Annotated in this window: 11 protein-coding genes; 9 read left to right on the forward strand and 2 right to left on the reverse strand. The window is 52.4% G+C overall.

All coding sequences use genetic code 11. The annotated features are described in order from the left end of the window. Nucleotides 1-94 precede the first annotated feature (94 nt). From metE to RFN81_RS02210, 5 genes are all read left to right on the forward strand, one after another. The gene (gene metE, locus RFN81_RS02190) at nt 95-2,359 is read left to right on the forward strand and encodes a 5-methyltetrahydropteroyltriglutamate--homocysteine S-methyltransferase (RefSeq protein WP_264497588.1); all 2,265 of its coding nucleotides are present in this window, start codon (nt 95-97) and stop codon (nt 2,357-2,359) included. 501 nt (nt 2,360-2,860) lie between these two features. Next, nucleotides 2,861-4,471 (forward strand): methyl-accepting chemotaxis protein, encoded by a 1,611-nt coding sequence (locus RFN81_RS02195; RefSeq protein WP_264497589.1) that lies wholly within the window; start codon nt 2,861-2,863, stop codon nt 4,469-4,471. A gap of 509 nt (nt 4,472-4,980) precedes the next feature. Then, nucleotides 4,981-6,636 carry a methyl-accepting chemotaxis protein gene (locus tag RFN81_RS02200; RefSeq protein WP_264497590.1) on the forward strand — a complete coding sequence of 552 codons (1,656 nt, stop codon included), beginning with the start codon at nt 4,981-4,983 and terminating at the stop codon, nt 6,634-6,636. A gap of 299 nt (nt 6,637-6,935) precedes the next feature. Beyond that, the gene (gene udp / locus RFN81_RS02205; protein ID WP_264497591.1) at nt 6,936-7,715 is read left to right on the forward strand and encodes a uridine phosphorylase; all 780 of its coding nucleotides are present in this window, start codon (nt 6,936-6,938) and stop codon (nt 7,713-7,715) included. Between the two features lie 16 nt (nt 7,716-7,731). Beyond that, nucleotides 7,732-8,514, forward strand: coding sequence for a tyrosine-protein phosphatase (locus RFN81_RS02210; protein ID WP_264497592.1), 783 nt, complete (start codon nt 7,732-7,734; stop codon nt 8,512-8,514). Nucleotides 8,515-8,634: 120 nt separating this feature from the next. Here RFN81_RS02210 and ppc read toward each other — a convergent pair whose 3' ends face one another. Both ppc and argE read right to left on the reverse strand, forming a co-directional pair. Further along, on the reverse strand, nt 8,635-11,274 hold the full coding sequence (gene ppc, locus RFN81_RS02215) for a phosphoenolpyruvate carboxylase (RefSeq protein ID WP_264497593.1): 2,640 nt from the start codon (nt 11,272-11,274) through the stop codon (nt 8,635-8,637). A 296-nt stretch (nt 11,275-11,570) separates the two neighbouring features. Then, nucleotides 11,571-12,722: an acetylornithine deacetylase gene (gene argE, locus RFN81_RS02220; protein ID WP_264497594.1), complete on the reverse strand. Its 1,152-nt coding sequence runs from the start codon at nt 12,720-12,722 to the stop codon at nt 11,571-11,573. A gap of 204 nt (nt 12,723-12,926) precedes the next feature. Between argE and argC the strand changes: the two genes are divergently transcribed. The 4 genes from argC (at nt 12,927) to rmuC (ending at nt 17,947) form a co-directional block, all read left to right on the forward strand. After that, nucleotides 12,927-13,931, forward strand: coding sequence for an N-acetyl-gamma-glutamyl-phosphate reductase (gene argC / locus RFN81_RS02225; protein WP_264497595.1), 1,005 nt, complete (start codon nt 12,927-12,929; stop codon nt 13,929-13,931). 37 nt (nt 13,932-13,968) lie between these two features. After that, nucleotides 13,969-14,742: an acetylglutamate kinase gene (argB, locus tag RFN81_RS02230; protein WP_319800188.1), complete on the forward strand. Its 774-nt coding sequence runs from the start codon at nt 13,969-13,971 to the stop codon at nt 14,740-14,742. Nucleotides 14,743-14,804: 62 nt separating this feature from the next. After that, nucleotides 14,805-16,178 (forward strand): argininosuccinate lyase, encoded by a 1,374-nt coding sequence (argH, locus tag RFN81_RS02235; protein WP_264497596.1) that lies wholly within the window; start codon nt 14,805-14,807, stop codon nt 16,176-16,178. Nucleotides 16,179-16,408: 230 nt separating this feature from the next. Then, nucleotides 16,409-17,947 carry a DNA recombination protein RmuC gene (gene rmuC / locus RFN81_RS02240; protein ID WP_264497597.1) on the forward strand — a complete coding sequence of 513 codons (1,539 nt, stop codon included), beginning with the start codon at nt 16,409-16,411 and terminating at the stop codon, nt 17,945-17,947. Nucleotides 17,948-18,090 lie beyond the last annotated feature (143 nt).

Consider the following 18,090-nt stretch of genomic DNA (forward strand, 5'->3'; position numbering starts at 1 on the left):
CACAGTGACAGTGAATAAATTGCGCTTGTGATTACTACACTACCTGCGGATTATGGATGTGTAAACATCTGGACGGCTAAATGAGGAATTAACGATGACGATTGTGAATCACACACTGGGTTTTCCGCGTGTTGGACTGCGCCGTGAACTGAAAAAAGCGCAGGAAAGCTATTGGGCAGGTAACACGACACAGGAAGAATTACTGGCCGTTGGACGCGAGCTGCGGGCGCGTCATTGGCAACAGCAGAAAGACGCGGGTGTTGATCTGCTGCCAGTGGGGGATTTCGCCTGGTATGACCATGTACTGACCACGAGTCTGCTACTGGGTAACGTACCGGCGCGTCATCAGAATGAAGATGGTTCGGTCGATCTGGATACGCTGTTCCGCATTGGCCGTGGACGGGCGCCAACCGGTCAGCCTGCTGCCGCGGCGGAAATGACGAAATGGTTTAATACTAACTATCACTACATGGTGCCAGAATTTACCAAAGGACAGCAGTTCAAGCTGACGTGGACACAGTTACTCGATGAAGTGGATGAGGCGCTGGCGTTAGGCCATAACGTGAAGCCCGTTCTGTTAGGCCCGGTGACCTATTTATGGCTAGGTAAGGTAAAGGGCGAACAATTTGACCGTTTATCACTCCTACAAGATATTTTGCCAGTCTATCGGCAAGTGCTGACGGAGTTGGCACAACGCGGTATTGAGTGGGTGCAGATCGATGAGCCCGCGCTGGTGCTGGAACTGCCGCAGGAATGGCTGGCGGCATTTAAACCGGCCTACGATGCCCTACAGGGTCAGGTGAAGCTGCTACTGACGACCTATTTCGATAGCGTCGGCCAGAACCTGGCAACGATTAAAACGTTACCGGTTCAGGGATTACATATCGATTTGGTTCACGGTAAGGATGATGCTGCGGCATTGAGCGCTCAACTCCCCGCTAACTGGGTACTGTCGTTAGGGGTGATCAACGGGCGTAACGTGTGGCGCGCCGATCTGAGCCGTTGGTTTGAGCGCCTACAACCGTTGGTGGGGACGCGCGACCTGTGGTTGGGAAGTTCATGTTCGCTACTGCATAGCCCTATCGATCTGAGTGTTGAAACGCGTCTGGATGAGGAAGTGAAGAGTTGGTTTGCCTTTGCGATTCAGAAATGTGCCGAGTTAGCGCTGTTGTCACAGGCGCTCAATAGCGGAAACGCGCAGGAACTGGAAGCCTACAGCGCGCCGATTCGCGCCCGTCGCACCTCGACACGGGTGAACAACGCCGCCGTAGCGCAGCGTCTGGCCGCGATTACCGCGCAGGATAGCCAGCGTCAGCATGCTTACCCAATCCGTGCCAAGGCTCAGCGCGCGCGTTTTAACCTGCCGGCATGGCCGACAACGACGATTGGTTCTTTCCCTCAAACGCCTGAAATTCGCGGCCTGCGTCTGGATTTCAAACAGGGTCGTCTGGATGGTAATCACTACCGTACCGGCATTGCCGAACATATCAAGCAAGCCGTGGTTGAGCAGGAGCGTCTGGGGCTGGATGTACTGGTACACGGTGAAGCCGAACGTAATGATATGGTCGAGTATTTCGGCGAGCATCTGGATGGGTTCGTTTTTACCCAGAACGGGTGGGTGCAGAGCTACGGTTCACGCTGTGTTAAGCCGCCGGTCATTATTGGTGATGTGAGCCGTCCAGAAGCGATTACCGTTGAGTGGGCGAAATATGCGCAGTCTCTGACGGATAAGCCGATGAAAGGGATGTTGACCGGCCCGGTAACGATCCTGTGCTGGTCTTTCCCGCGTGAAGATGTTACCCGGGAAACCATCGCTAAACAAATTGCGCTGGCCCTGCGTGACGAAGTGGCGGATTTGGAAGCCGCGGGCATTGGCATTATCCAGATTGACGAACCGGCGCTACGTGAAGGTTTGCCGCTGCATCGTTCTGATTGGGATGCCTATCTCACCTGGGCGGTAGACGCTTTCCGCCTGAATGCCGCGGTAGCGAAAGACGATACGCAAATTCATACTCACATGTGTTATTGCGAGTTCAACGACATCATGGATTCTATTGCCGCGCTGGATGCTGACGTCATCACGATTGAAACCTCTCGCTCCGATATGGAATTGTTGGAGTCATTTGAGGAATTTGAATACCCGAATGAAATCGGCCCCGGCGTTTATGATATCCACTCACCGAACGTACCGAGTGTGGAATGGATAGAAGCGCTGCTGAAGAAAGCCGCGCAGCGTATTCCCGCTGAGCGTCTGTGGGTCAACCCGGACTGTGGCTTGAAAACGCGCGGTTGGCCAGAAACGCGTCAGGCGCTGGCGAATATGGTTCAGGCAGCGCAGCGTTTGCGAGAAACACAGTAATATTTAATCGCTGAAGCAATCAGGGGAGCGTAAGCTTCCCTGAGCGGTTATTTATATTAAGAGAAACATAGCTATTATTCCTGCTCCTCATTTTAATTCCTCTTCCCGACTCAGCCCTCTGATTTTTTACGAAAATTAATGGGGTCTTTCATTAAGCGGTATCACTGCACTATACCCTCGCCATTTTTGTGATTTATTTTTTCATAAATAAATATTGAACTGCTATGGATTTAGCTTCGTGTCAAAAGGATGGCAGGAAACCATTATAAAGTTCATCAATGTTGTGCCGATAAGATAAACGACTCAGAGTATGGTTTATTATATTTATTAATAACTTTCTTTGTTTTTATGGTTAGTTAAATTACTTCTTATTGAGTATTAATAACGTAACTACAAAGATTATTTATTTCCCTCAATAACATGTTTTCCCTATTTTACAGCGCGATTAGCCGGTGACGACACGGGGTTATCCGTATTATTTTTACCTAAAAGGAGTGAGATGTGAATTTAGCAAATTGGCGTATTGGTTACCGATTAAGTGGCGGATTTGCCGTTCTGATTCTGATGTTGCTTACTGTGAGTCTTTTTTCACTGTCGAAGCTATCCGGCTTTCAGTATAGCGCCAGAAATATTGTGGAAGGCGTCTATCCACAAACATTAACGGCCAATAATCTTATTGATAGCGTGAATGGACACTTTGTCGCATATTTACAGATGATGCTGGTGCCGAGTAAGGAACAGCGGCAAGGATATGTCGATCGGATTATGACATACCGTAAGGACATTAACGGCCTGCTTGAAAATTTGGAAAGCCATGCCAAAGGAGAGCAGTCTCGCAAACAGATGCTGACCATCCGTGCTTCTCGCGAGCGGTTTATTACATCTGGCGATAAAATCATTCGCGATGCGTTGGCGGGAAATAATGAGGCGGCAGTAGAGGAATTTAATAACAATCTGAACACGATTCAACGTCAATACCGAGATGCCGTAAAACAACTGGTGAATTATCAGAATGACGCAATGTTGGCGTCTGTCGATGTAATGGCCGATGTTTATCGTAGTACTCGCACTTTCTTATTATTTATTCTGGCACTGAGTATCCTCATCGGCGCATTGATTGCCTGGGCGATTACACGCAGCGTAACCCGGCCGATAGTACAGGCTTTACAGGTGGCCGATCGTGTGGCGCAGGGCGACCTCACTTCGCATATTACCGTTACCGGCAAAGATGAAACCGGATTGCTGCTGCAATCGCTGGATCGTATGAACGCCAGTTTACGCGACATTGTCGGGCAGGTACGCGATGGCGCGGAAGCGATTTCAACGGCGGCTTCCCAAATCACGGCAGGTAATCAGGATTTGTCATCACGTACAGAAGAACAGGCCAGCTCGCTGGAAGAAACGGCGGCCTCAATGGAACAACTGGCATCCACCATTAAAAATACTGCTGAAAATACTCAGCAAGCGACTGACATTGCCAATAAAGCTACTGATGCGGCGCAGCAAAGCGGCGATGTCATGCTTTCCGTGACACAACGAATGCGTGGCATCCACGACTCCTCGCAGCGGATGGCAGAGATTATCAGCGTGATCGATGGGATTGCTTTCCAAACCAATATTCTGGCGCTGAATGCGGCGGTTGAGGCAGCGCGAGCGGGTGAACAGGGGCGCGGTTTTGCGGTAGTTGCAGGCGAAGTGCGTTCTCTGGCGCAGCGCAGTGCGACCGCCGCACGGGAGATCAAGGATTTGATCGACGATTCGGTGAACAAAATTCGTGATGGTATGGAGCTTGTCGATACTGCCGAAGACACGATGGGAGGATTGCTGGCCCACGTAAAGGATGTCCACAATATTATCAGCGAGATCTCTCAGGCCAGCCGTGAACAGAGCGATGGGATTAACCAGATGAACCTGGCGATTGGACAAATCGATACGACAACTCAGCAAAATGCGGCTCTGGTCGAAGAATCGGCCTCGGCGGCGCTTTCCCTGCAAGCGCAGGCCTCCGCTCTGACAGACGCGGTGAGCGCCTTTAAAATTCAGTTATATGCCAGCGGCGATCCATTGGCGCCGCTGAGTACACCCATGCTACCGCTAAAGAGCAAACCATAGCGTTTTATGTTTTGGCGAGAAATTTGCCGTAAACCCTCGCCCAGAGTGGGCGAGGGGGAATATGTTAGATAAATAATGACAGGAGTAATCGGAGATTTTTCCGATCGAAAGTTGAATTTTGATAGTTATTGTCTATTTAATATATATTTTTGAATGATTTAAACGATCAATTGGTAAAGTTAGCAAATAAGTCGCCGATAAAAATGGGTAACACAGGAGCGGCCATGGCCGCATGAGTTCGAAGAGGGAAGGCTATTATTATCACCTCAAATACGTCTCTGCGGTTTTATTTGTTGTATTTGCAGCATTGTTAGTTATTTCCACTTTTTGCACCCCATCCTTGAGAGGACGCTTTCATTGTGCCCCTCAGGCCATGTGTGCGTAACATGCTTGCCTCTCGGTATTCTTGGCACGTGATAAGGATCGCCAATCATCCTCCATCCTGTGGTTCCATCAATCTGCGGTATACGCAGTTGATATTGCTATGCATTACCTGAAAGGAGTGAGACATGAGTTTAGCGAATTGGCGTATCGGCTATCGACTGGGCGCCGGGTTTGCCATTCTGATTTTGATGTTATTTATTGTCAGTATTTTTTCTTTGTCTAAGCTATCCAGCTTTCAAGACAGCGCCAGCAGCATTGTAAAAGAGGTATATCCTCAGACGGTGGATGCCAACAATCTTATCGACAATGTCACGAGTACGTTAGTGGCTTACCAACGGCTGATGCTAGTTTCAAATGAGGAACAGATCCAGACTAATATTAAGCGAGTAAATGCGTTCCGTCAGGAGGTGGGCCGCCTGCTGGAGCATCTGGAAAGCCAGACGGTTGAACCGCGCTCCGTCGCGCAAATCCGTACTCTTCGTGCGATTCGTGTCGAGTTTCTCAAATCAGGCGATAAAATTATTAGTGAAGTGATCGCGGGCAATCGGGAAGCGGCAATGGAGGAGTTCAACAATCACCTGGATGTCATCCAGCGCCAGTATCGCGATGCGGTAAGGCAGCTCGTGGACTATCAGGATGATGCGATGGATGCCTCTGTCGAAGCCATGGCGGTGGTGCATAATGAAGCTCGTATTATTTTGCTGTCGATTCTAGCGCTGAGCATCATATTTGGCGTCTTGGTTTCCTGGTTAATTACGCGCAGCGTAACTCGGCCAATACAGCAGGCGTTGCAGGTGGCAGACCGCGTGGCGCAAGGCGACCTGACTTCCCGCATCACGGTAACCAGCAAAGATGAAACCGGGTTGCTGTTGCAATCGCTGGAGCACATGAATTCCAGCCTGAGCGCGCTTGTCGGGCAGGTTCGCGATGGTGCCGAAACCATCTCGACGGCCGCCTCGCAAATTGCCGCGGGTAACCAGGATCTGTCCGCGCGCACGGAAGAGCAGGCTAGCTCACTGGAAGAAACGGCGGCGTCAATGGAACAGTTAACATCGACGATTAAAAATACGGCGGAAAATACCCAACAGGCGACGTCGATTGCAAATAAAGCCTCTGGCGCAGCACAGCAAAGTGGCGAGGTAATGGTTTCTGTCACGCAAAAAATGCGCGGAATCCGCGATTCTTCGCAGCGGATGGCAGAGATTATCAGCGTGATTGACGGAATTGCTTTCCAAACCAATATCCTGGCCTTGAATGCAGCGGTTGAGGCAGCGCGAGCGGGGGAACAGGGGCGCGGTTTTGCGGTAGTCGCAGGCGAAGTGCGTTCTCTGGCGCAGCGTAGTGCGACCGCGGCACGGGAGATTAAGGATTTGATCGATGATTCCGTAAGCAAAATTCGTGAAGGCATGGATCTTGTCGACACCGCCGAAGAAACGATGGGCGGTTTAACGACGCATGTGAAAGACGTTAACGATATTATCAGCGAGATTTCACAAGCCAGTCGTGAACAGAGCGAAGGCGTGAATCAAATCAATCTGGCAATAGGACAGATTGATACGACAACCCAGCAAAATGCGGCTCTGGTCGAAGAATCGGCCTCGGCGGCGCTTTCTCTGCAGGCACAGGCTTCGGCACTGGCCGAAGCGGTCAGTGCCTTTAAACTGTCGTCTCACAGTAATAACAACCGCGCGTCTTATGCGACAACGCCGACCCCAACGCTGTCTTTAGCGCCGGCACAGGCAAAAGAGCAGGGCAACAGCGGCGACTGGGCATCGTTCTAGCGCCATCCAAGATAAAATGGTGAAAATAAACGCCACCGTTGCTCGGTGGCGTTTTCGTTTGCGAATAAGCGCATAATGGACAACAAGGGGCCGTTTACCTGATAAAGAATGATTTATACCGCCTATTTTAGGTATGTTAATACCCAATCCTTGTTTACAGACGGTTTACCTCAATTATAAGTGTCATGATGCGTTAGCGCTTTTTTTAAGCGGGAAACTTACAGACGGCGATAGGTCAAGTTTGTGAGACATCCGACGCTATTTCTCTGAATCCTTTAATAATTATCCCGGAGGCAGGTATGTCTACAACTGATGTGTTCCATCTTGGTTTGGTCAGGGATGATTTACATGGCGCGACGTTGGCGATAGTGCCCGGCGATCCTGCGCGTGTCGAAAAAATTGCCCGTCTGATGGATAATCCCGTTCCCTTGGCATCACACCGTGAGTTTACCTCCTGGCGTGCCAAATTGGATGGAAAGGCGGTGATAGTTTGTTCAACCGGTATTGGCGGACCGTCAACGTCAATTGCGGTAGAAGAATTGGCGCAGCTTGGCATCCGTACTTTCCTGCGCGTGGGCACGACAGGGGCGATTCAGCCCGGTATTAATGTTGGTGATGTGTTAGTGACGACGGCCGCCGTCCGGCTTGACGGCGCAAGCCTGCATTTTGCGCCGATGGAATTCCCGGCTGTCGCTGATTTCGACTGTACTACCGCGTTGGTTGAAGCGGCAAAAGCGTCAGCGGTGGCATTGCACGTTGGCATCACGGCGTCTTCTGATACGTTTTATCCAGGTCAGGAGCGCTATGATACCTACTCTGGACGCGTTGTGCGTCGCTTCCGCGGTTCATTGGAAGAATGGCAGAGTATGGGCGTATTAAACTATGAAATGGAGTCAGCCACGTTGCTGACGATGTGTGCCAGCCAGGGTTTAAAGGCGGGCATGATCGCTGGCGTGATCGTGAATCGCACCCAGCAGGAAATCCCGGATATGGCGACCATGGCGCAGGCGGAAACTACGGTAATCGACGTATTATTGGGTGCGACTCGCCGTTTGCTGGCAGCCGAAAGTGCAAACTGATCGCTTAAGGAGCGTTATGACAGGATCCTCATTGCTTCACCCCGCGTTATTGCCGCTGGATGGCGGAATCAACTTCCGTGATTTGGGCGGAAATCGCGCTGCTGATGGGCGGATTATTCGGCATGGTAAACTTTTTCGCTCCGGTTCATTGGATCTATTGAGTCAGGCGGATTGTGAGCACCTTGCTGGCGTGCCTGTCTCTCATGTAGTGGATTATCGGGATGCCGATGAAATTGCACAAAAGCCCGATGTGTTGTGGGAGGGGGCTCATTATCATGCCTATCCGGCGAATCCATTACGTCATGAGGTGACAGCCAACCTGGATTCACTGGGCTCTGATGTGCTGGAATCGTTTGATTCCCAGGCGTTTATGCAGGAGCTCTACCGGCGTCTTCCTTTCAATAATGCGGCCTATAAAAAGCTGGTATCGCTGTTATTGCAGCAAGATGAGGGTGGGGTGGTGCAGCACTGTGCCGTAGGTAAAGATCGCACAGGAATCGGTTCGGCGCTGGTGATGTTTGCGCTGGGCGCGGATGAACAGACGGTGATGGAAGACTACCTGCTTACCGAGACAACGCTGATGCCGTTCCGTCAGCGGCTACTGGCCCGTCTATCGGAAACGCTGAATGAAAAGGCGTTGAGACAGTTCTCGTATGTATTATCGGTGCAGGAAGCCTTTATCGTCACCGCGTTGCAGGCCATCTATGAACGATATGCAACGATCGATAACTGGCTTGAGTTGGAATACGGCCTGGATTACTCAGCCCGCCAGTATCTGCAAGATAAGTATCTGGTGTAGGATTTCCGTTTTAGGCCGGTCGACTGACCGGCCTCTTCGTTGTACTAAGGCGATGTGTTTATCAGGTGTGCCGTAAAACCCCGTCCTTCTGGGCGGGGAGGATGTCAATGCGTAGACCAATTAGCCCGTGTTACGCATACCCGCCGCGACACCGGCTATCGTCACCATCAACGCCAGTTCCAGATTGGCATCGGGGTGCTCCTGCTGACGAGAACGGTGCAACAGCTCGGCTTGCAGCACATTCAGCGGGTCCGTATAAACGTTACGCAGAGCAATCGATTCGGCGATCCACGGCAGATCCGCCATCAGATGATCGTCGTTGGAAATAGCCAGCACGATATTGATATCCGCGGCTAACTGTTCGCGTAATTGTCTTCCGAGAGGCCATAGCTTCTCTTCCACCAATCGCTGATCGTAGTACTCCGCGAGCCACAGGTCGGCTTTGGCGAATACCATCTCCAGCATACCGATACGGGTCGAAAAGAACGGCCAATCACGACACATGTCTTCCAGATGTTTTTGTTTGCCATCATCAACAACTTTTTGCAAGGCTGCACCAGCGCCAAGCCACGCGGGTAGCATCAGGCGGTTTTGCGTCCAGGCGAAAATCCATGGGATGGCGCGCAGGCTTTCTACGCCGCCGTTCGGACGTCGCTTGGCCGGGCGCGAACCAAGGGGTAATTTACCCAGTTCCAGCTCTGGCGTTGCGGCGCGGAAGTAAGGTACAAAATCTGGGTTCTCGCGCACATAACTACGGTACATATCGCACGATACGCGCGACAGCTCATCCATCACCTCATGCCATTCCTGTTTTGGCTCCGGCGGCGGCAATAAGTTTGCCTCCAGAATGGCGCCGGTATAGAGCGCCAGGCTGCTGATGGTGACTTCCGGCAGGCCATATTTAAAGCGGATCATCTCGCCCTGTTCAGTGACGCGTAAGCCACCTTTCAGGCTGCCCGGCGGCTGCGAGAGTAAGGCCGCATGGGCTGGCGCACCACCGCGTCCGATGGAACCACCGCGTCCGTGGAACAGCGTGAGGGCGATCCCGGCTTTTTCACAGGTTTTAATTAACGCATCCTGCGCACGATATTGCGCCCAGGATGCGGCCATTACACCCGCGTCTTTCGCCGAATCGGAATAACCGATCATAACCATCTGCTTGCCCTGAATAAAACCACGATACCAGTCGATGCCCAGCAACTGCGTCATGACATCATCGGCATTGTTCAGGTCGTCCAGCGTCTCAAATAGCGGCGCGACGGGTAGCGCATAGGGGCAGCCAGCCTCTTTAAGCAACAGGTGAACGGCCAGCACGTCAGAAGGCGTGCGGGCCATTGAAATAACGTAAGCGGCAATCGAACCTTGTGGCGCGTTGGCAATAACCTGACAGGTATCCAGCACTTCCTTGGTTTCTGCGCTGGGTTCCCAGTTGCGGGGGAGAAGCGGACGTTTGGAGCTGAGTTCACGAATCAGGAATGCCTGCTTATCAGATTCCGACCAGCTTTCGTAGTCGCCGAGACCCAGATAGCGGGTAATTTCGGCCAGCGCATCGGTATGACGTGTACTCTCCTGACGAATATCAATTCGCACCAAAGGCACACCGAAGCAGCCTACACGACGCAGCGTATCCAGCAGGCTGCCATCGGCAATAATGCCCATACCGCACGCCTTCAGAGATTGGTAACAGGCATACAGCGGTTCCCACAACTGCTCGTTGGTAACCAAGAGATCCTTCGGAGGTAAACGTTCTTCCCCTTTCAGACGCGCTTCCAGATAACTCAGTGTGCTGCTTAATTGTGAGCGCAGTGATTTCATCAACGCACGATAGGGTTCCTGCACCTCATTGCCACCGGCCATTGCCAGTAGTTCCGGCGTACATTCTGACATTGACAGTTCGGAAACCAGTACCTGAATATCGCGTAGGAAGAGATCGGCCGCTTTCCAACGGCTAAGTAACAACACGCGGTGAGTGACGTCTGCCGTGACATTTGGGTTGCCGTCGCGGTCGCCGCCCATCCAGGAGGTAAATCGTACAGGGACGGCATCCACAGGCAGGCGGTAACCGAAGGCCTGTTCCAACTGTTCATCCAGTTCGCGTAAAAATGCAGGGACACCTTCCCACAGGCTATTTTCCACCACGGCAAAGCCCCACTTGGCCTCATCTACCGGCGTTGGACGAATCTTACGGATCTCATCGGTATGCCATGACTGAGCAATCAGCTGGCGCAGGCGGCGCATAATCTGATTACGTTCGTAGTCAGCGAGATCGTTGTGGTCGAGTTGTTTGAGGCAGGTATTCACTTCTACCAGTTTGTGGATCAGCGTCCGACGAGTAATTTCAGTCGGGTGCGCCGTTAATACCAGTTCAATCGACAGCGATTCCACGGCGTCGCGGATATCTCGTTCGGTCAGATTTTTGCTCTCTTTCAGGCGCTGAAAGGCGGTGGAAAGCTGGGCCGGATTACTCGCGGCTTCGCCATGGGGTGAAATGGTATGATACTGCTCGGCGGTATTGGTCAGGTTCAGAAACTGGCTAAATGCGCGGGCAACGGGCAACAGTTCGTCGTTAGACAGATTTTGCAGCGTGGTCAGCAACTCCTGACGATGTTTCTCACTCCCTGCGCGGGAAGACTTTGACAATTTGCGGATTGTTTCGACTTTATCAAGGATGTTTTCACCCAACGCTTCCTTGATGGTATCGCCGAGGAGCTTCCCTAGCATGCTAACGTTACTGCGCATTGCTGAATATTGTTCGTTCATAGTTACCCTGACCATCCCTACCATTTTTGTAAGTTTATTTCACTTGACATAATTTGACGCAATGCCCCCATCTAGCCACGATAAGACGAGTACGTCAATTGACGATTCCTTCTTCTCCTTATTCTTTGTACTTGCATTGATAAGGGCTTGGCAATGGGTGAAATTTAATTACAAAGGCGCAGATATTAGGGTTACTAATTAGCGAAGGAATATCGCGGACGTAGAGATTTCGCAAATGCGTCTCGATGGTTCGGCAACAGGCCCTGTCAGCCTCGCTGACAGGGCCGTTTGCAGCATCATGGGTGACAGAAATGGTGAATTACCTGCGAAATCAGTGCCCGTGTTGGTTTGATAAATTTGGTATCAATGTATTCATCCGGCTGGTGCGCCTGTTCGATCGAGCCTGGGCCTAGGACTAGCGTCGGGCACAGCGTCTGAATAAACGGCGCTTCGGTGCAGTAGTTGACAATTTCCGTTTTCGTCCCCAACAACTTCTCCACAACCGAAACCAAGCGGTGATCCGGTGGGCATTCGTAGCCGGGAATGGGGGGGTGCAGTTCGCTAATCGTCAAGCGACCCGGCCAGCGTTGACTCACCGGGGCAAGCGCGTCTGACAATAATCCATTTAGGTCGTTAAGCGTGATGCCGGGTAACGGACGGATATCCATATGCAGTTCACAACAGCCGCAGATACGGTTAGCCGCATCGCCGCCGTGAATGTGGCCGAGATTCATGGTGGGATGGGGAATATGGAAAATCGGGTTGTGATAGCGTTCCTGTAAGGTGTTACGCAGTTCCAGCAGATGGGAAATGGCCTCATGCATCAACTCAATCGCGTTTACGCCGCGTGAGGGATCGCTGGAATGACCGGATTGCCCCTGAATGCGAATGGCGCTAGACATATGGCCCTTGTGGGCGCGCACCGGTTGCAGCGAGGTCGGCTCGCCAATGATGGCGCAGTCCGGGCGAATCTGCGTGGATTCGGCGAAATACTTGGCGCCGGCCATGGTTGTCTCTTCATCTGCCGTCGCCAACACATAGAGCGGCTTGGTCAGCGTGGTTGGGTCGATATCGCGCAAGGCATCCAGAATAAAGGCAAAGAACCCTTTCATATCCGCGGTGCCCAGACCGTACAGCTTATTGTCGTGTTCGGTCAGCGTGAAGGGGTCGCGCGTCCAGCGGCCGTCGTCGAACGGCACGGTGTCGGTGTGCCCTGCCAACAGTAGCCCGCCCTGACCTGAGCCTATCCGCGCCAGCATATTAAATTTATTGGTCGTGCCGGGGACAGGTTGGACTTCCATGTGGAAACCGAGATCGCCAAACCAGCCTGCCAGCAGGTTGATTAAGGTATGATTACTTTGATCGAGTGCGCTGTCGGTGGCGCTGATGGACGGGATGGCGATCAGTGCCCGATATAGCTCAATAAAAGGGGGTAAATTCATCTTCACTGTTGACAGCCTCTGGTTAGGATAGTATCAATATTCATGCATTTATTTTGAATAAAAATACAATATTGCTCAGCGAAAGGAAACCTAAAGGTAGGGCGATAGCGATTCGTCACTTTCACTGAATTTCGTGGGCGAACAGCGTACCGACGCTGGTGAGCCTGGTTACCTGTTCCATAAAGATAAGTAAGAAGGTTTACGGATCCCATGCTGAATACGCTGATTGTTGGTGCAAGTGGTTATACTGGCGCGGAGCTCGCACTCTACCTGAACCGTCACCCACAGATGAACATAACCGCTTTGATGGTCTCTGCGCAAAGTGTCGATGCAGGAAAACTGATTTCTGATTTACATCCGCAGCTCAAAGGCATCATCGATATGCCGGTAAAACCGCTTACCGACGCCGAAGATGCAGCGAAAGGCGTGGATGTCGTTTTTTTGGCGACGGACCATAAAGTTAGCCACGATCTGGCTCCGGTTTTTCTGGCGGCGGGCTGCACTGTTTTTGATTTATCCGGTGCGTTTCGTGTTCAGAGTGCCGATTTTTATCGTCGCTATTACGGCTTCGAACATCAACACACGGATTGGCTGGCAAAAGCGGTCTACGGGCTAGCTGAATGGCGCGCAGACAGCGTGAAATCGGCGCAGTTAATTGCTGTCCCTGGTTGTTATCCGACGGCGGCGCAGCTGGCGCTGAAGCCGCTGCTGGATGCACAACTGCTGAATCCGGCGCAGTGGCCGGTGATTAACGCCGTCAGCGGCGTGAGCGGGGCGGGGCGCAAAGCGTCGATGACCAACAGCTTCTGTGAGGTCAGCCTGCAACCTTACGGCATTTTCAACCACCGCCATGAACCTGAGATTTCGACGCACCTCGGCACGCCAGTAATCTTCACGCCGCATTTGGGCAACTTCCCACGCGGTATTCTGGAAACCATTACCTGCCGCCTGCAACCGGGCGTCACCCAGCAGGATATCGCCGAAGCCTATCACAACGCTTACCACGATAAGCCGCTGGTTCGCCTCTATGATAAGGGCGTACCGGCGCTGAAATCCGTTGTCGGCCTGCCATTCTGCGACATCGGTTTCGCCGTTGATGGGGAGCATCTCATCGTGGTGGCAACCGAAGATAATCTGCTGAAAGGCGCAGCGGCTCAGGCTGTGCAATGTATGAACATTCGTTTTGGTTTCCCGGAAACCCAAGCGTTAATTTAATGACTACTGGTCGCGACATTTCGAGGCACAACGCATCATGAATCCGTTAATTATCAAGTTAGGTGGCGTTTTACTGGACAGCGAAGAAGCGCTGGAGCGTCTGTTCACTGCGCTAGTGGCTTATCGTCAAGCGCATCAGCGTCCGCTGGCCATTGTGCACGGTGGCGGTTGTCTGGTGGATGACCTGATGAAAAAACTCGCGCTGCCGGTAGTGAAGAAAAACGGCCTGCGCGTCACGCCTGCCGATCAGATCGACATCATTACCGGTGCGCTGGCGGGGTCTGCGAACAAGACGCTGTTGTCATGGGCGAAGAAGCATGACATCAATGCGGTTGGCTTATGTCTGGGCGACGGCGGTAGCACTAAGGTCACCCAGCTAGATGAAGCGCTGGGCTTTGTGGGCAAAGCGGAAGCGGGATCGCCTGCGCTGCTAAACACGTTGCTGTCAGCAGGCTACCTGCCAATCGTCAGTTCCATCGGGATTACGGCGCAGGGCGATCTGATGAATGTTAACGCCGATCAGGCGGCGACGGCGCTGGCGCAGACATTGGGCGCGGATTTAATCCTGCTGTCCGATGTGAGCGGCATTCTGGATGGCAAGGGCCAGCGGATTGCCGAAATGACGGCGGAAAAAGCCGAGCAGCTAATTGCTCAGGGCATTATCACCGATGGCATGATTGTTAAGGTCAACGCCGCGCTGGATGCCGCGCGTGCGCTGGGGCGCTCGGTTGATATCGCCAGCTGGCGTCATGCCGAGCAGCTACCTGCGTTGTTCAATGGCGTAGCGATTGGTACGCGTATTCTGGCGTAAGTGGTTTCTGAGTATGGCATGATGCGATACCAACATGAATGATATTTTTAGGAGTACGGGTTATGGCTTTGTGGGGCGGTCGGTTTAGTCAGGCAGCAGATCAGCGTTTTAAACAATTTAATGATTCACTGCGGTTTGATTACCGTCTGGCGGAACAGGACATCGTTGGTTCGATCGGCTGGTCGAAAGCGCTGGTGACGGTCAATGTGCTTAGCGAACAGGAGCAGCAACAACTAGAACAGGCGCTGAATGCGCTGTTGGTTGAAGTGCAAGCCGATCCTGAGATGATCCTGCAAAGCGATGCGGAAGATATTCATAGCTGGGTTGAACAGCGCCTGATCGAGAAAGTGGGTGATTTAGGTAAAAAGTTGCATACCGGTCGTAGCCGTAACGATCAGGTCGCAACGGACCTAAAACTGTGGTGCAAAGCACAGATCGCTGAACTGCTACTGTCGATACGCCAGTTGCGCCAGGCGTTGGTGACGACGGCGGAAGCGAATCAGGACGCGGTGATGCCTGGCTACACCCACTTGCAACGCGCACAGCCGGTGACGTTTGCGCATTGGTGTCTGGCTTATCATGAAATGCTGACGCGTGATGAGAGCCGTTTGGAAGATACGCTAAAGCGTCTGGATGTCAGTCCATTGGGTTGCGGGGCGCTGGCGGGAACGGCCTATCCGATCGATCGTGAGCAACTGGCGGGTTGGCTGGGATTCGCTTCGGCCACGCGTAACAGCCTGGATACGGTTTCTGATCGCGATCATGTGTTGGAACTGCTGTCCGATGCGTCGATCGGCATGATCCATCTGTCGCGTTTTGCCGAAGATCTGATCTTCTTCAACAGCGGCGAAGCGGCATTCGTTGAGCTGTCTGACCGAGTGACATCTGGATCTTCCCTAATGCCGCAGAAGAAAAACCCAGATGCGCTGGAGCTGATTCGCGGTAAATGCGGTCGTGTTCAGGGGGCATTGACCGGCATGATGATGACGTTGAAAGGCCTGCCGCTGGCGTATAACAAAGACATGCAGGAAGACAAAGAAGGGCTGTTTGACGCGCTGGATACCTGGCACGATTGCCTGATGATGGCGGGGCTGGTGCTGGAAGGTATTCAGGTGAAACGTCCGCGCTGCAAAGAGGCTGCTGAGCAAGGTTATGCGAACTCGACAGAGTTGGCGGATTATCTGGTCGCAAAAGGCGTTCCGTTCCGTGAAGCACATCATATCGTGGGTGAGGCGGTGGTTGAGGCCATCCGTCAGGGTAAAGCACTGGAAGCACTGCCGCTGGCCGATCTGCAAAAATTCAGCGCCGTGATTGGCGAGGATGTCTACCCGGTTCTGGCGTTGCAATCCTGTCTGGATAAGCGAGCTGCACAGGGTGGCGTGTCACCGCAGCAGGTCGCTAAAGCGATCGGTGATGCGAAGCAGCGCTTAGCTTAAATCGCTCGCTTCGTTAAGTCATACCTTCCGTTCCCCCAACGTTGGTGTTCCACGTTGGGGGAATTTCAGTGTTACCCCTCTGATTCTTCTGCAAATTATCGTCTGCCCATACGCATATGGAATGCGGCTCGCATTTTACCGCTTAACCAACTCTTCTTCGGAATTGTTTCTGGACATCCATACAGTATCATTTTACCTTGACCGACAGCGTGACAAGTGGCGGAGGCAACATGGATATCAGCGTATTTTATGGTCTGGGCGGTGGGGCGGTAGGCCTACTGATTGGCTGGTTGATTGCCAGCCTGATTCATCAGCAAAAACTGGCTCAACATGATACCGAGCAACGCTTGCTGGCACAGACATTACAACAAGCGCAACAGTCGCTCAGTGAACAGCAGCAGGCAAAGCAGCAGGACGAACAGCGATTACGGCAAAACGAGTTGGAATTGCGCGAGGTTCATGCTCGACTCTCGGCCAGTCATGAAAAGCTGCAACAGTTGAGTGATCTCCGCGCAGAGTGCGTGCAGTTAAATCAAGAACTGCGGACGCTACGTGAAATCAATAGCGCGCAGGAAGCGGAACTGCGTGAAGTCACCATTCGGCTGGAAGAGACGCGCATGGCGGCGGAAGAGAAACAGCGATTGCTGGTAAACAGTGAACAGCGGCTGACCACGCAGTTTGAGAATCTGGCAAACCGCATTTTTGAACAGAGTGGCCGCAAAGTGGATGAACAAAATAAACAGAGTCTGGATAAGCTACTGGTGCCGTTGCGCGAACAACTGGATGGATTCCGCCGTCAGGTTCAGGACAGTTTCGGCGCAGAAGCGCGTGAGCGCCACACGCTAGTGCATGAGATCCGTAATTTACAACAGTTGAACGCACAGATGGCGCGCGAGGCCATCAACCTGACGAAAGCACTAAAAGGCGATAATAAAACGCAGGGTAACTGGGGCGAAGTGGTGTTAAGCCGCGTATTGGAAGCCTCCGGTCTACGTGAGGGCTACGAATATCAGACTCAGGTCAGTGTACAAACGGGGGCCAATAACCGTTTGCAACCGGATGTTATTGTGCGTTTACCGCAGGGCAAAGATGTGGTGATCGATGCCAAGATGTCACTGGTCGCTTACGAGCGTTATTTCAATAGCGACGACGACACCGAGCGTCACGCGGCGCTGAACGAGCATCTGCTCTCGGTACGTAGTCATATTCGGCAATTGAGCAGCAAAGATTACCAGCAACTTCCGGGGTTGCGTTCGTTAGACTATGTGCTGATGTTTATTCCGGTTGAACCCGCCTTTCTTGTCGCCATCGATCGCCAGCCCGAGTTGATCAACGAGGCGCTAAAGCACAATATTATGCTGGTGAGCCCAACGACGCTGCTGGTGGCGCTACGTACCATCAATAACTTATGGCGCTATGAACAACAGAGCCGCAATGCGCAGCACATCGCAGAAAAAGCGTCTAGGCTGTACGATAAATTGCGTTTGTTTGTCGACGATATGGCCGCGTTGGGTCAGAGTCTGGACAAAGCGCAGGGGACTTATCGTCAGGCAATGAATAAACTGTCTTCCGGGCGTGGTAACCTTATCGGCCAGGCCGAGGGGTTCCGCGCGCTGGGCGTAGAAATTAAACGCCCGATTAGCCCATCACTGGCGGAAATGGCAACGGCTAATCAGCATGGCGAGCCGTCAGCATGGCCTGATTCCCCCGCGGCCGAGGTCACGTCATCGGTCGTAAAAACCAAGGATGAAGTTGGGCAACCCACGTAGCGGCAGAGTAAAGTATAGTGGTTTGACATGAGTAAAGATGTCGCAAGATTGGCGCTCTGTCAGGCGAAATTAGAGCAGTGGGCTTTTTACCCAGGTCTGGTACACTCTCATCATTAATGGGTAGACCCGAAATTTGACTGAAA

Origin of the sequence: Pectobacterium cacticida, assembly GCF_036885195.1 — a bacterium.
Taxonomy (GTDB): domain Bacteria; phylum Pseudomonadota; class Gammaproteobacteria; order Enterobacterales; family Enterobacteriaceae; genus Pectobacterium; species Pectobacterium cacticida.